Origin of the sequence: Sphingorhabdus buctiana, assembly GCF_042680825.1 — a bacterium.
Lineage (GTDB): Bacteria > Pseudomonadota > Alphaproteobacteria > Sphingomonadales > Sphingomonadaceae > Sphingorhabdus_B > Sphingorhabdus_B buctiana.
The window spans coordinates 289,004-302,848 of record NZ_JBHUEL010000011.1 but is presented as its reverse complement, the minus strand read 5'-3'; the positions used below and the strand labels follow the sequence as shown (position 1 = coordinate 302,848).

Below are 13,845 nucleotides of genomic sequence, written 5' to 3'. Positions count from 1 at the left end.
CACAGATGAAAAAACTCGCCTTGGGGCTCCTGCTCACCCTTCCCACTGCAAATGCGGCTGCTTCGCAGGTCGAAACGGCGCCCCCGGACCAGAATGCAGCGGCAGCTGATGAGACGGCAACGGTCGATGAAGAGGAAGAAATTGACGATGAAGGCCGCATTGTCGGTGGTGAAGATGCACCGCCCAATTCGGCCCCCTGGCAGATTGAAATCTATTCGACCGTTGCAAGTTACACCGCCAAGGAGATTGCCGATGATGCCAACCCGCAAATCACCCCGCCTGAAAAGCGCAAATATCTGAACCTGCGCAAAGGCTTTGAACTGGCTCACAAATGCGGCGGTTCCTATATTGGCGACGGCTGGATTCTAACCGCAGCGCACTGTGTGACCGGCCTTGGCATGGTCGATGGCAAACCGGTTGACGTGTTCACGCATCGACGCGTTCGCATGGGAACGCAGAATCTGGCAGCAGGCGGTGCGACCTTTGCGATTGCGCAGGTGATCACCCATGCCGGCTACACAGAGGAAGTTCCCAAGGATGATATCGCATTGATCAAGGTCGCCGATAATGGGCAGTTGATCAAATTGCTTGCATCAGGCGCGCTCGCGCCAATCACCATGCAGGCCAATGTGCCCAACGCCCCGCCAATACGCAATGAGCCGCTACGCGTAAGCGGTTGGGGTTGGCAGGGTGCGCGCAAGAAATCGACGATGGCACGGGTCGACATAGGCGGCAGACCGCAGCGCAACCCGGCGCAACTCAAGCAGGCGACGGTGTTCAAGACCGATGAAAGCAAATGCGCGGCGATTGCGGAATATAAGGGCATAGCGAGCGCAAAAACCATGTGCGTTGCGCTTGGTCCGAAAAATGCGGATTCGTGCCAAGGTGATAGCGGCGGCCCACTGACCCGTGCGTTGCCTAACGGCGACAGGGTTCTGGTCGGCATTGTCTCGCAAGGCGTCGGTTGCGCAAATCCCGGTTATCCGGGTCTTTATACCCGCGTTTCTGCCTACCAGTCGTGGATCAAGAGCGCGAAGGCTTCGCGCAAGCGCTTCTCAAAGCAATAAGAGACAAGGGCGGGACTAGCCCGCCCTTGCAGATAACTTAGCGTTCGTCTGGGCCGGTGCGCTCATCGGGACCGGTGCGTTCGTCGGGACCAGTGCGCTCATCCGGGCCGGTTTTTTCTTCGGCTGCGGGCGTTGCGGCTGCGGGTTCGGTGGTTTCAGCAGCAGGCTCAGCCTGTTCGGCAGGAGCTGCTTCTTCGGTGACGACTTCTTCTTCGGTTTCAGCCGTCTTGTCGTTGCACGCTGATAACGCGAACGAAGCGGAAGCGATCAATCCCAATGTTATGATTTTACGCATATCTCTACCCCTACTTTGTGGAACATCGGTTTACACGAAACCCAATGACTTAAGCAAATTGGAAAATTCCGGCGCTTTTCGGATCGGATCGAGCAACGGATCATTTTGCATCATCACCAACCCGCTATCGTCGTGTGCGCGTGCCGACTGCAATGATGCCAGCGCTTTTTCGGTGTTGCCCCATTGCGACTGGATCTGCGCATATTGATATTCGCTTTCGGTTCCGAACTCTGCATTCATTTCGGCCAACTTGCTTTCTGCGACGGCCTTTTGGCCCAATCGGTGAGCGATTATTGCCTCTCCCGTCAGCCGCCTGATCTTGCTGCTCTCCTCGGCGAAATAGCGCGCAGCTTCAACCAGCCTGTCTTGCATATAAAGCGCGAAACCGATCGACGCCTTGGCGCCACTCAGTTTCGGATTGAGCTTCAGTGCCTGGTCGAACGCCTTGATAGCCTGGTCATATCGACGAGCACCGTAATTTATGTCGCCGATTGAACGGAAGGTGCGGGGGTTCAACGGATCGAGCGCAGAGGATTGCAGGATAGCCGCGTTCGCTGCCTCATATTCGCCAAAGCGCGAGCGGAATACGGCATAGCGGCTCAACACATCGGCATCGCCTTTGCCGAGTTGAAGCGATTTTTCATAAGGCGCCCGTGCCGCCTTCATGTTGAGTTGGCCAAAGGCAATCGCAAAGCCCAGCGCGGAATGTGCTTCGGCATATTCGGGGGCCAGCGCGACTGCCTTTTTGGCTGCCGTAACGGCCTCGGCATACAGGGCCTTTCGTTCGGCGCCGCCGGTATACAGGTTGGCGATGACCGCCAGCGCCCGCGAACGTGCGGCATGGGCTGCGGCATATTGGGGATCGTCGGCAATCGCTTCGTTGAATTTCGCCAACGCCTGCCGATCGCTATTCTCATCAATCCCTGCATCGTAAAGATCCTTGCCGCGCAGATAGGCATCGAATGCCGCAACGCTTTTGGTTCCCGCCAAACTCTTCTTCCCAGCTTCGCGGCGTTTCGACGGATCGATTTCAACCGAAAGCGCGCTTGCGACCTTGAGTGCGATTTCGCTTTGCACCTCAAATACATTGGTCAACGGGCGCTCAAAGCTCTCCGCCCATTTGGCGCTGCCCGTTCGCCCGTCAATCAGTTGCACGGCAACTTTGACGATATCTTCGGCACGCCGGACATTGCCGTCGAGGAAATAGGCGACATCCAGTTTGTCCGAGATTGCTTTTGCATCGGCCTTATCCTCACGGAACAGGTTGGAAGAGGCTTGTGCAGCGACTTGCAACAATTCGTTGCGGGTCAACTGGGTGCGAATTTCTGCAGCCAGGCCATCGGAGAAATAGGTCTGCTGCGGGTCCCCGCTCAAATTATCGAATGGAAGTACCGCTATACTGACTGCTGAAGCCTTGCCAGATCCAATCAATCCGGTCAGCCATGCTGCGGCGCCCGTTGCCACAAGTGCGGTCGCACCTCCGCCGATCAACAGCATGCGCCTGTTGGGGCCATTCGCAGGGCGCGATACTGGAGCAGCAAAATCCGCTTGCCGACCATGCAGGGTTGCAATCGCTTTCAGCATCTGCCGCATTTCGGCGGAGCTGCTTTTCACTTTGATTGGAGACGCATCGATCACCTGAAACTGGCGGAACCCGAGCGGTGGTTCGCTGCCATCGATCGAAATCGGCACCAGCCGCTGGCGATCGCGGCCGACGGTTGCCTCGTCATGCACCCAGTGCGACTTGGTAGAGGCTGCAGACCAAAGTACGACGACGGCTTTTGCCCTTTCGAGCGCTTCTTCCGTTATGCGGGCAAAACGCTCTCCGCCCTCAAGCAAGCCATCCCACCAGACGATGAAGCCGGCTTCTTCGATGATCTTGATGATAGGCAAAGCCCGTTGCCGGTCTTCGCGCGAATAGCTGACAAAGACCGTACTCGCGTCCTGCTGCGTTCCTTGTGCCCGATTGCCTTGTTCCATCCGCCAATCGCACCCCTGTCTGGCCTTGCAGAGCAAGTCGTTAATGTGCTGCTTTTCATCACTTTACACAAGCAAATTGCGCGATAGCCAATTCCACGACAGGGCTTGTCGATACGCAGGCTGCCGCTACGATAGAGGGCAAGGAAGCGAGATCAGCCTTTTATGTCCAACTCGATTGCATTGCCGCCTGCCCGGATCTGTGTTGGCATCACCGGGCATCGGGACAGCAACGCCGCCTTCGCCGCCAACCGTGCGGCGATCGAGACCCGTCTCGCCGGACTGTTTGCAACGATCGACGCCGTCACCGCGCGACAGAGCGATAGTGTCGGCGCAACCCGTCTGCATGCCTTGCTGGCGTTTGGGGCCGACATGATAGCGGTCGAAACCGCATTACAGCACGGTTGGGAAGTTACCGCGCCCTTGCCGTTTGGCATCGATCTGAATGTCGCGATGCATGCAGGGGACGATGTCGAGCAAGCCCAGTATATGCGCAATATCGCACAGCGTCTGAAATTGTTCGAACTCGCCGAACAGGATGAGCATGTAAACGCCCTTCTGAAATCGCATCTGGCTGAGCCCGTCAATGCAAAAGCGCGGCAGGATTATCTGACGATTGTAGCAGAGCGCGTCGCGACCGCCGGTCGGGTGATGATAGAACAATCGGATCTGTTGGTTGCAATCTGGGACGGCGTCACCCCCGGGGCTATTGGCGGAACGCGGCATACGATTTCGGTCGCAGTCAGCCTTGGCACCCCGGTATTGTGGATCAATGCCGAACGGCCCGATCGCATCGCTTTGCTGACAACGCCTGAGGAATTGTTCGCCCATGAAAGTCTGCAGCCGCTCGATCAGGCCGCGCTGGAACAGGTGATCGAAACAACGCTGAATCCACCAGATTCAGACCAGAATGAACGCGCCGTACGATTCCACACCGAACAATGGCACGCGCGCAGCTTGCGACGGTTCCACGCCTATCGCCGTATAGAGGCATTGTTCGGCGGCAGTGGGGTAAAGGAACGTTTCGGGCCGTTGGTGCAAAGCTATGAGACCCCGGAGCAGATCGCGACAGGGAGCGGCGCCCATATATTGGATGCGGCCCACAAGCTGCCGGGTGGCGACACCGATTTTGCCCAGAAAATCCAACGCGAGATAATGGAGCGGTTCGCGTGGGCGGACGGGCTCTCGACGTTTCTGTCAGATGCCTATCGCGGCGGAATGGTAACCAACTTCCTGCTTTCCGCTTTGGCCATTACCATCGGCGTTGCTTATCTCCCGCTCGTCACGGTCGATGCAAAATGGCCATTTGCCTTGGGTGAATTCCTTTTGCTCACCACGATCCTTTCAATCACCGTCATCGGGCAGCGCCGACGCTGGCACGGGCGATGGTTTGAAACGCGGCGGGTGGCGGAATATTTCCGCCATGCACCCATCATGCTGGTATTGGGCGTTGCCCGCGCGGCTGGCCGGTGGCCCCGGGGCACCGATACCGGCTGGCCTGAATTTTATGCGCGTGAGGTGCTCTGCGATATCGGGCTTCCCTCGGTTCGGATCGGGCAGGATTATTTGCGCGCCGCCCTTAAATCACTGCTCCAAGACCATGTGTCACGACAGCGGCTTTACCACCAGCGCAAGGCGGAGCGGCTGACCCATGTGCACCACCGTCTCGACCGCTTGTCAGAGCGGCTGTTCGTGTTGGCTGTGCTGTCTGTGGCAACTTATCTTTTGCTGATCATTTTCAGCTATATGGGCGCGATCCCCGATTCCTTCGTCCACAAAAGCTCGAAAACATTCACATTCCTGGGTGTGGTCTTACCCGCGCTGGGCGGTGCCTTTGCCGGAATCCGTTATTTTGGCGACTTCGAACGTTTTGCATCCATATCCGAAGTGACCGCCGAAAAGCTGGCGGTTATCGAGGCGCGCATCGCGATCCTATTGAATGCCCCCAAAGGTTCGCTTCGCTATGCGCAGGTGGCGGAACTGGTCCACGCCATGGACGATGTCGTCGTTTCAGAAATTGAAAATTGGCAGTCGGTGTTTGGCGGCAAGCAAATTGCAGTACCGGTCTGATTGCTTTTCTCTGCGTGCTTGACCACCCGGCACCAGCAACCGATAGGATGCCGCATAAGGCGCCAATGAGGGGAGAAGCGCATGGCCGCATCATCAGATTCCATGCCGAAGCATCACGAAGCCACAGGGGGCGAGAAGCGGGTCATACTGGCGTCATCCTTGGGTACGGTTTTCGAATGGTATGATTTCTATCTCTATGGGCTGCTCGCCACCGTCATTTCGGCGCAGTTTTTTTCAGGCGTAAACGAAACCACCGGTTTCATTTTTGCCTTGGCGGCCTTCGCCGCCGGTTTCGCCGTGCGCCCGTTCGGAGCTTTGGTCTTCGGCCGGTTGGGCGACATTGTCGGGCGGAAATATACCTTCCTCGTAACAATGGGTTTGATGGGCTTTGCTACCTTCACCGTCGGCATCCTGCCCAATTATGCGAGTATCGGGGTCGCAGCGCCCATCATGCTCGTCCTGCTCCGTTTGCTGCAAGGGCTCGCACTGGGCGGCGAATATGGCGGGGCGGCCACCTATGTTGCCGAGCATGCGCCGAACAACAAGCGCGGGCTCTACACCAGCTTCATCCAGACCACCGCGACACTCGGGCTTTTTGCGGCGCTGCTGGTGGTTATCGGCACGCGCACCTTGATCGGTGAAGAGGCATTCAAGGATTGGGGCTGGCGCGTGCCATTCCTGATTTCAGTGATCCTGCTTGGTGTCTCGCTTTGGATTCGCATGCAATTGCAGGAAAGCCCGGTCTTCCAGAAGATGAAGGAAGAGGGGACTGCATCTAAAGCGCCCATTTCAGAAGCCTTTGGCAATTGGCGCAACGGACGGGTCGTTTTGATTGCGCTGTTCGGTGCGGTCGCAGGGCAGGCGGTTGTCTGGTATACAGGGCAATTCTACGCGCTCTTCTTCCTCGAAAAAATGCTGCTGGTCGATGGCGCGACGGCCAATATCCTGATCGCCATCGCCTTGGCGATTGGAACGCCATTCTTCATTTTCTTTGGTTGGTTGTCGGACAAGATTGGCCGCAAGTGGATCATCCTTGCAGGATGTGGCTTGGCGGCGATGACCTATTTCCCTGCGTTCAACGCTTTGTCCAATGTCGCCAATCCGGCGATGGCGAAGGCAAGTGTCACGGCGCCTGTTTCGGTTACTGCCAATGAAAATGATTGCTCGCTGCAATTTGACCCCATTGGCCGGAATAAGTTCGACAGCAAGAGCTGCGATATCGCCAAATCCTATCTCGCCAAAAATGCGGTCAGCTACAGCGTGGTTAGTGCTCCGGCAGGCACGGTTGCATCTGTGCGCATCGGGGACAAGGTTATCACCGCGCCCGATCCGTCGAAACTGGTCGGAGAGGAAAAGGCTTTAGCGATCAAGGCGTTTGGCGGAGAAGTGATGAGCAACTTGCAGGCCGCGGGCTATCCCGTGAAGGATAATCCGGCAGCGGCGAAGGATGAAAAGGCACCCAAGAAAATTCTGTTTGCCGATCCCGCACAGATCAACAAGCCGCTCGTGGTTGCGGTGCTTACCTATTTGGTGCTGCTGGTGACCATGGTTTACGGACCGATCGCAGCGTTGCTGGTGGAATTGTTCCCCACCCGGATCCGCTACACTTCTATGTCGCTCCCCTATCATATCGGCAATGGCTGGTTCGGTGGCTTCCTGCCCACAACCGCTTTTGCGATGGTCGCGGCAACCGGCGATATTTATTACGGGCTTTGGTACCCGATTGTCGTGGCAGCATTGACCGTCATTGCAGGGCTCTTGTTCCTGCCAGAAACTTTCAAAAGGAATATAGACGACTGACGGGTCGCTATCGACCGATCATCTGCAACGCGGTGCCATGCGCCTTCAGCCAACGATCGGCGGCATTGCGGTCGCCTTCGAATAGTTCTTCGAACCAGGCGTAGAAGGCCGGACTATGATCCATGTGGCGCATATGGGCGACTTCATGCGCGATGACCGACCGGCGGACATGGTGCGGTGCCATGATCAGCCGCCAGCTAAGCGATATCGTGCCGCGCGATGAGCAACTGCCCCATCGGCTGCGCGGATCGCCTATCGCCAATTGTGGCACGGGTTCACCGGCTTTCGCGCAATAATGATCGATATCTTCGGCAAAGACCGGACGGGCCTCTTCGCGTAGCCAGCGAATGATGCGCTGTCCGACAAGCTCTGCAGGGCCACCCAGATGGAGTTCAGGACCCTGATCGCCAATCACTTGCCTGACGCGGCGGCTGTTTCCCGTGCTCCAGACGATCCGGTGCGCCTCACCCATGAAGGCGACCGTTGAATCTGGGCCAAGCGGTTTGATCAATGGTGCCGTTTCGAGACGCGTTGCGATCCACTGCTTTTTCTTGTGCACAAAATCGAGCGCAGCGGCGGTTGGCGCATATACCGGCATGGTGATGCGGATTTCGCGCTTGATCGCGTCAGCCCGCATCGAAATGCGCCTAGCCTGCCGCGTGCGCTTGATGCGAACCGGCACTTGCCGCCCTTCAATATCCACGACGGGATCGCCGCCCGATGGATCAGAGAGGCTGCTCGACAATATGGTTTTCAAGCGGTCCAGCATGCAATTCGGATATTGCCCGACCTTTGGCCGAGATGCCAGCCTTATGCACCGCCTCGCGATCACCGCAGACCAGATAATGCCATTCGGGCAGCGGCTCCCCATTCTGACGGAGCACATAAGCACAGGTCGATGGAAGCCAAGGATAATCGTCGATTGTCTTGCGTGTCAACCGGATGCAATCGGGCACATGCATCCGGCGATTGCGATAATCGGCGCAGCGGCAGCTATCCAGATCGAGCAATTTGCAAGCGACGTTTGTGGGATAAATGCGGCCGGTATCCTCATCCTCCACCTTGTGCAGGCAGCATTTGCCGCAGCCATCGCAAAGCGCTTCCCATTCATCCCTGGCAAGCGTTTCGATTGGCCGTTCCCAGAAGGGGGTATCGCTCAACTCAGCGCACCCATTTGGTGAGTTCTGCGACAACCAGCTTGGGATCGCCCTCATTGGCCTCGGTATTCGGTGTATCCGCTGGCATCAAAGCAAGCGGCTTGCCATCGGGCCCCATCAGGAACGGCGTTTGGCTGTGGCTCATCAGATAGGCGTCGGGGCTCGATCCCTCCATCTTCTGATAATAAACCGCAAAGGATTTTGCCGCGGCGGCAATCTGGTCTTCGCTTCCGGTAAGACCGATAAGGCGTGGGTGGAAAGCGGTTACAAACTGCTTGAGTATGGCGGGCGTGTCGCGCTGCGGATCTACGGTGATGAACAGCGGTTGCACCTTACCTGCAAGTTCCGGATTGGCCTTCTCAAATTGGCTCAGCCCCGCCATCAAATGCTGCAAGTCGGGCGTGCAGATATCGGGGCAATTGGTGTAGCCAAAATAGATGATCCGATATTTGCCGTCGAATTCGGAATAGCTGCGTTGCTTTCCATCCTGGTCGGTCAGGGTGAACGGCCCGCCTATGGCCGCACCGGCGAGCGGGGCTTGCGACAAAGGCACCTGATCATTTGGGGAACCGCAAGCGGAGAGACCAAGAGAAAGGGCGAGAATAAGCGTGATGGCATTTTTGTTCATGGCAGCGCCAGCCATGGTCTGTTAAGGGCGCGATTTCAAGTTTGCATCAATCGATTCACGACAGGGGTCATGCTTCTTATGCGGAACAAGGCGCGCGCTCTCTTCATAGCGTTTCTGGCAGCAGGTCTGGCTGTTCAGCCAGTTTCGGCGCAATTTTCCGACAGCTACAACTTCCTTAAGGCGGTCGACGAACGCGATGGGAACGAGGCGGCAAAATATCTGGACGAGCCCGGATCGGTCATCGTTAACACCAAGCGCGATGGCACCGGTGAAACCGCGCTTCATATCGTTGTTGCCCGCCGCGACGAAACTTGGCTGAGCTATCTCCTCCAGAAAGGAGCCAATCCGAACCTTGCGGACCGCAAAGGCGTAACCCCGTTGATGCTGGCGACCCAGTTGGGCTTCGTCGAAGGTGCTGCTCGCCTGATCAAGAACAAGGCAAGCGTTGATGGCACCAATCGCAGCGGAGAGACTCCGTTGATCCGCGCGGTGCAGTTGCGCAACCCGGAAATGGTTCGCCTGCTGCTGAAATCGGGCGCCAATCCCGACAAGCGTGATGCAGTTGCGGGCCTCAGCGCGCGCGAATATGCGGCGCAGGACGGGCGCAACAGCGCCATTTTGGCGATCATCGAACGCGGTGGACAGGCCGACGAGCCGAAGAAATCCGGGGAACTGGATTTCAGCGGAATTGCCGAACCCAAATAACCCGCTTCAAACGGGTTCGAACTTCATCGCCGCACCATTCATGCAATAACGCTTGCCGGTCGGTCGCGGGCCGTCATCAAAAACATGCCCCAAATGTCCGCCACAGCGTGAGCAATGCACTTCAATGCGGGGCAGGTGCAGTCCATAATCCATCTTCGTCCCGATCGCCCCTTTGATCGGGGTGTAGAAGCTTGGCCAGCCAGTGCCGCTTTCATATTTCGCCGCGGCGTTGAACAGTTTTTGCCCGCATCCGGCGCACAGGAAATTGCCTTTGCGCTTTTCGTTATTGAGCGGGCTTGAGAAAGGCGGTTCGGTGTCTTCCTTGCGCAGAACGCGATAGGCCATCGGCGATAGGATGCGGCGCCATTCGGCATCCGGTTTCACCACCGCAAAGGTGCGGCGCGCTTGCGCACCTGCGGCCCCAAACAGCCCGATCGCGAAGGCCGCCATCGCGGCCACGCCGGATTTAAGGAAACTGCGCTTGTCCTGTTTGGTCATGATTTTGCCTTTCGCCTGTCTTGCATCAAATACGATGAAAACAGGCCAAAGGTTTCACGCCGATGCTCAATATTTGCTGAGTTCGACATCCATCGAGCGATAGCCGTGCACGAAACAGCCAGCCACGCGCACAGGCTCTGCCACCACATTGGGGCGCAAGCGGCGTTTTGCCATTTCTTCAAGCAATACACGAATTTGCAGTTCGGCAAGGCGGGCACCGACGCAGCGGTGGATGCCATAGCCGAACGACAAGTGGCGGCGGGCATTCTCTCGGTCCACGATCAGCTTGTCGGGATTTTCGAACACCGTTTCGTCACGGTTGGCCGAAATATACCACATGCCGATCTTGTCGCCTGCCTTGATCGGTGCACCGAACAGGTCATGGTCGCGCAGCGCAGTGCGGCGCATATGAGCTAGCGGGGTCTGCCAGCGGATGATTTCGCTCACTGCGTTCGGAATAAGCTCTTGGTTTTTCTCGAGCTTTTCGCGTTCATCCTGGAAGCTGTGCAGGCCATAGGCATAGCCCGACATCGAGTTGCGGGTGGTATCATTGCCGCCGACGATGAGCAGGATCAGGTTCCCCATATACTCAAACTGTGTCATGTCCTTCATCGGCGAATGGATCATGCGGCTGATAAGGTCGGGCGCCTCGCCCTTGTCCTTACGCTCATCCCACAAGCGCTGGAAATAGGCACCCATTTCGAACATCTTTTCTAGGCGCGCCTTGCGGGTCTCTTCGGTACGGAAAAGTTCGACATCACCGGCCCAGTCGGACCATTCGGTCAGTTTGCGGCGGTCTTCCCAAGGGAAATCGAACAGCAGGGCGAGCATCTGGGTGGTCAGCTCGATCGAAACCTTGTCTACCCAATCGAACGACTGGCCGATGGGCAGGGAATCGAGCAACTCGCCGGTGCGGCGGCGGATATCCGAAGCCATGCGTTCCATTTCACCCGGGGTGAAAGCAGGTGCAATCACGCGGCGTTCTTCGGTGTGCTTGGGACGGTCCATCGCGATGAACATCGGCATCACGATACGTTCTTCCTCGGGGATGGGCTCGTCCAGCGCTTCGTCATCGACCAGCGTGATGCCGCCATGCTCAAATGACGACGAATAGATGTCGGGCAGGGCCTCGACATGCTGGATGGCCTTCAGCGTGGTGACATTCCAATAGCCGCCAAAGCCGCTGCCTTCGACTTTGTTGATTGGGGCCTGCTCCCGCATTTCCTTGAAAATCGGATGCCAGCGGTCCTCGACATAAATTTCGGGACGGGTGACGTCCCATTCGGTCGGGCACTGGACGATTTTCCAAGGCAGCTTTTCACCGGTTTCGTTTTCAGTCGCATCTACAATGGGGGCGGTTGCCATTTGAGACTCCTCTTCTTTGGCTGGAAGAGTGCCATTGCTGACAATAATGTCAATCCCATTTCGATACGCAACTTAATTTGCTGTTAGGATTTTACCCGGGCAGTTTGACCAAACCGAACAGCTTTTTGCCTCCGCTATCCTTGATGCGGCCGGCACTGCCTGATTTCATCACGTTGCGGCGGAACAGATAGACACCGATGCGCAGGATGATGACTACAAAGACTGCCTGCCAAACCACCGCAAGCAGGTGTGGCCATAGCGCCCCATCCTGCGCTGCTCGCGCGATCATTGCAAAGGGTGAGGTGAAGGGGAAAAGGCAGGCAAACAGTTCAATCGGCTCGCCCATTTTCGTGACTGTATACATGGCGAGGAAAAAGTTGATCAGCTGCGCCATGGTCACCGGCATCGAGAGCGTCTGCACTTCGCGCACCGTTGCCGCCATCGCGCCGATGCCAAGGAACAGCGACCCCAGGATCAAATAGGCCATGGTGAAATAGACCACGCCAAGCAGCACAAACAGCGGCCAGCCAACCGCCGGTGTGGGCAGGCTGGGCAAGGCTGGGCCGGAAAGTGCAGCTAGCCCGAAACCGACACTGGACCAGACCGTAATGCCGACAAAGGCCATCGCCAGCATGGCAAACAACTTGCCCAGGAAGACGGCATCCATCGGCACCGCGGCGGCGAGGATTTCGATGATCTTGTTCGCCTTTTCCTCCACAAGGTTGGAAAGTACCATGCCAGCCAGCAGCATCGTCAACATGAACAGCAGCACTTGCGCGCCTTGCGCGGTAACCAGCCTTTGCTGTTTTTCATTGCCGGCACTGCTTTCCACAAGCCGGGTTTCCACCGGCGGCAACTTTGTTGTTTCGGCATTTTGGGCAAAAGCGCTCAACATCGCGATTTCGCCGCGATAGTTTTCGATCGGTCCCTGTGTGCCGGTTAACACCGGTTGGTCCAGCGTACCGCCAAGCACCGCTGCTAGCCCGTTTTTCTGGTCTTTGAGCAGAGTTTCGGGTGGAATGGTGGCAGAAGATTGGTCGAGCTGTTTCAATTCAGGAAGGCGTCGTTCGCCGACTTGCTCAGCAAGAGTTGCGCGCGCGGCAAGCAATTGGCGGCTGTCTTCAACAGACATCGCCACGCCGATTACCGGCCGGTCGATATCTTTCGCCACCTGCCCGCCGAGCAAACCGGCAGCACCGCCGACCAGAAGCGGGAACATCGGCCCCAAGAGGAAAAAGAAGAAGGCTTTGGAAAAGATGATTGCGGTGAAATCGCGGCGGCCGATCACGAACGCGGCACGAATGGTCTCGATCATAGCAGTTCCTCCGCGGTCGGCGCGTCCATTTCGGCTGCGGCATCCTCACCAGCAATGGCAACAAAGGCATCGTGCAGCCCGGGTCGTTCGATGGACAGCGATTTGACGCCCGCCTTGCCTTCGACAAGTGCGGTCAGCAACGGCTCCACACCGCTGTCGGGCAATGTGAAGTGCCACCAATTGCCTTCCTGCCGAACCGTATCGGGCAGCGCCTTGCGCCATGGACCATCGAGTGTTTCGGTTTCCAGATGAACTTGCGGGCGCAACCGGTCGCGCGCGGTCGATACCAGCCCGTCAAAGCTGACTTTGCCTTTGGCGATGATCGCGATGCGCTCGCACAACCGTTCAGCATGGGCGATGACATGGGTCGAAAAGATAACGGTTACGCCGCGTTCGGCCTGTGCACGGATCATGCGCTCCAGCTTTGCCTGGTTCAACGCGTCAAGGCCTGAAAAAGGTTCATCCAGAACGATCAGTCTGGGTTCATGGACAATCGTACCTAACAGCTGGACGGTTTGTGCCATGCCCTTTGACAGTTGCCGGATCTGCCGGTTTGCAGCGTAACCAAGCCCCGCCTCTTCCATCAATTGGCGGCCGAGCCTCTCGCCGTCTTTCAATGGCAGGCCCCGCAATGCGCCCATGAAAGCGATTGTATCGACCGCGCGCATCGATTGGTACAGCCCGCGCTCCTCTGGCAGGTAACCGACCAGCTTGGACTGGCTGAGCGGGCGATCCGAACCGAGCAAGGTTCGCGTACCCGCATCGGGATCGATGATACCCAGCAGCATCCGGATCGTCGTCGTCTTGCCCGCGCCATTGGGGCCCAGGATACCGTAGATGCTGCCTTCCGGCACATTCAGGTCTATGCCGTCTACCGCGCGGAATCCGTCGAACTGCTTGACAAGCCCGCGTGCCTCGATTGCATGCATATGGTAAATCGCCTCAAATCTGATCCGACACCCGAGATA

General features: G+C 57.3%; 13 protein-coding genes. 4 read left to right on the top strand and 9 right to left on the bottom strand.

Annotated features, from left to right (window positions below):
• Window positions 1-5 precede the first annotated feature (5 nt).
• Window positions 6-1,067 (top strand): S1 family serine peptidase, encoded by a 1,062-nt coding sequence (locus tag ACFSAG_RS14045; RefSeq protein WP_381516031.1) that lies wholly within the window; start codon window positions 6-8, stop codon window positions 1,065-1,067.
• Window positions 1,068-1,104: 37 nt separating this feature from the next.
• Here ACFSAG_RS14045 and ACFSAG_RS14040 read toward each other — a convergent pair whose 3' ends face one another.
• Both ACFSAG_RS14040 and ACFSAG_RS14035 read right to left on the bottom strand, forming a co-directional pair.
• Window positions 1,105-1,362, bottom strand: coding sequence for a hypothetical protein (locus ACFSAG_RS14040; protein ID WP_381516028.1), 258 nt, complete (start codon window positions 1,360-1,362; stop codon window positions 1,105-1,107).
• Window positions 1,363-1,392: 30 nt separating this feature from the next.
• Window positions 1,393-3,342 (bottom strand): TIR domain-containing protein, encoded by a 1,950-nt coding sequence (locus ACFSAG_RS14035; RefSeq protein ID WP_381516025.1) that lies wholly within the window; start codon window positions 3,340-3,342, stop codon window positions 1,393-1,395.
• Window positions 3,343-3,504: 162 nt separating this feature from the next.
• Between ACFSAG_RS14035 and ACFSAG_RS14030 the strand changes: the two genes are divergently transcribed.
• Window positions 3,505-5,409 (top strand): hypothetical protein, encoded by a 1,905-nt coding sequence (locus ACFSAG_RS14030; RefSeq protein ID WP_381516021.1) that lies wholly within the window; start codon window positions 3,505-3,507, stop codon window positions 5,407-5,409.
• Between the two features lie 81 nt (window positions 5,410-5,490).
• Window positions 5,491-7,209: an MFS transporter gene (locus tag ACFSAG_RS14025; RefSeq protein WP_381516019.1), complete on the top strand. Its 1,719-nt coding sequence runs from the start codon at window positions 5,491-5,493 to the stop codon at window positions 7,207-7,209.
• A 7-nt stretch (window positions 7,210-7,216) separates the two neighbouring features.
• Here the strand turns inward: ACFSAG_RS14025 and ACFSAG_RS14020 are convergent, their stop codons facing one another.
• The 3 genes from ACFSAG_RS14020 to ACFSAG_RS14010 are packed head-to-tail and all read right to left on the bottom strand — an operon-like array spanning window position 7,217 to window position 9,009.
• On the bottom strand, window positions 7,217-7,978 hold the full coding sequence (locus tag ACFSAG_RS14020) for a M48 family metallopeptidase (protein ID WP_381516016.1): 762 nt from the start codon (window positions 7,976-7,978) through the stop codon (window positions 7,217-7,219).
• Complete coding sequence (locus ACFSAG_RS14015) at window positions 7,935-8,369, bottom strand: YcgN family cysteine cluster protein (protein ID WP_374614345.1); 435 nt, start codon at window positions 8,367-8,369, stop codon at window positions 7,935-7,937. Before ACFSAG_RS14015 ends, ACFSAG_RS14020 begins: the two co-directional genes overlap by 44 nt.
• Window position 8,370: 1 nt before the next feature.
• Window positions 8,371-9,009: an SCO family protein gene (locus tag ACFSAG_RS14010; protein ID WP_381516013.1), complete on the bottom strand. Its 639-nt coding sequence runs from the start codon at window positions 9,007-9,009 to the stop codon at window positions 8,371-8,373.
• Between the two features lie 54 nt (window positions 9,010-9,063).
• Here ACFSAG_RS14010 and ACFSAG_RS14005 point away from each other — a divergent pair, with 54 nt between their 5' ends.
• A complete protein-coding gene (locus ACFSAG_RS14005; RefSeq protein ID WP_381516011.1) occupies window positions 9,064-9,699 on the top strand; it encodes an ankyrin repeat domain-containing protein in 636 nt (211 codons plus the stop codon).
• A 6-nt stretch (window positions 9,700-9,705) separates the two neighbouring features.
• Here ACFSAG_RS14005 and msrB read toward each other — a convergent pair whose 3' ends face one another.
• The 4 genes from msrB to ACFSAG_RS13985 form a co-directional block, all read right to left on the bottom strand.
• On the bottom strand, window positions 9,706-10,197 hold the full coding sequence (gene msrB / locus ACFSAG_RS14000) for a peptide-methionine (R)-S-oxide reductase MsrB (RefSeq protein ID WP_381516009.1): 492 nt from the start codon (window positions 10,195-10,197) through the stop codon (window positions 9,706-9,708).
• Window positions 10,198-10,263: 66 nt separating this feature from the next.
• On the bottom strand, window positions 10,264-11,562 hold the full coding sequence (locus ACFSAG_RS13995) for a cytochrome P450 (protein WP_381516006.1): 1,299 nt from the start codon (window positions 11,560-11,562) through the stop codon (window positions 10,264-10,266).
• A 91-nt stretch (window positions 11,563-11,653) separates the two neighbouring features.
• On the bottom strand, window positions 11,654-12,877 hold the full coding sequence (locus tag ACFSAG_RS13990; RefSeq protein WP_374614356.1) for an ABC transporter permease: 1,224 nt from the start codon (window positions 12,875-12,877) through the stop codon (window positions 11,654-11,656).
• Complete coding sequence (locus tag ACFSAG_RS13985) at window positions 12,874-13,806, bottom strand: ABC transporter ATP-binding protein (RefSeq protein WP_381516002.1); 933 nt, start codon at window positions 13,804-13,806, stop codon at window positions 12,874-12,876. The genes ACFSAG_RS13990 and ACFSAG_RS13985 overlap by 4 nt, the downstream gene beginning before the upstream one ends.
• Between the last annotated feature and the right edge of the window lie 39 nt (window positions 13,807-13,845).

Bases quoted from the DNA above. Each gene is read 5' to 3' on its own strand.
- ACFSAG_RS14045 (WP_381516031.1), top strand. From the start codon at position 6: ATGAAAAAACTCGCCTTGGGGCTCCTGCTCACCCTTCCCACTGCAAAT.
- ACFSAG_RS14040 (WP_381516028.1), bottom strand. From the start codon at position 1,362: ATGCGTAAAATCATAACATTGGGATTGATCGCTTCCGCTTCGTTCGCG.
- ACFSAG_RS14035 (WP_381516025.1), bottom strand. From the start codon at position 3,342: ATGGAACAAGGCAATCGGGCACAAGGAACGCAGCAGGACGCGAGTACG.
- ACFSAG_RS14030 (WP_381516021.1), top strand. From the start codon at position 3,505: ATGTCCAACTCGATTGCATTGCCGCCTGCCCGGATCTGTGTTGGCATC.
- ACFSAG_RS14025 (WP_381516019.1), top strand. From the start codon at position 5,491: ATGGCCGCATCATCAGATTCCATGCCGAAGCATCACGAAGCCACAGGG.
- ACFSAG_RS14020 (WP_381516016.1), bottom strand. From the start codon at position 7,978: ATGCTGGACCGCTTGAAAACCATATTGTCGAGCAGCCTCTCTGATCCA.
- ACFSAG_RS14010 (WP_381516013.1), bottom strand. From the start codon at position 9,009: ATGGCTGGCGCTGCCATGAACAAAAATGCCATCACGCTTATTCTCGCC.
- ACFSAG_RS14005 (WP_381516011.1), top strand. From the start codon at position 9,064: ATGCTTCTTATGCGGAACAAGGCGCGCGCTCTCTTCATAGCGTTTCTG.
- msrB (WP_381516009.1), bottom strand. From the start codon at position 10,197: ATGACCAAACAGGACAAGCGCAGTTTCCTTAAATCCGGCGTGGCCGCG.
- ACFSAG_RS13995 (WP_381516006.1), bottom strand. From the start codon at position 11,562: ATGGCAACCGCCCCCATTGTAGATGCGACTGAAAACGAAACCGGTGAA.
- ACFSAG_RS13990 (WP_374614356.1), bottom strand. From the start codon at position 12,877: ATGATCGAGACCATTCGTGCCGCGTTCGTGATCGGCCGCCGCGATTTC.
- ACFSAG_RS13985 (WP_381516002.1), bottom strand. From the start codon at position 13,806: ATGCATGCAATCGAGGCACGCGGGCTTGTCAAGCAGTTCGACGGATTC.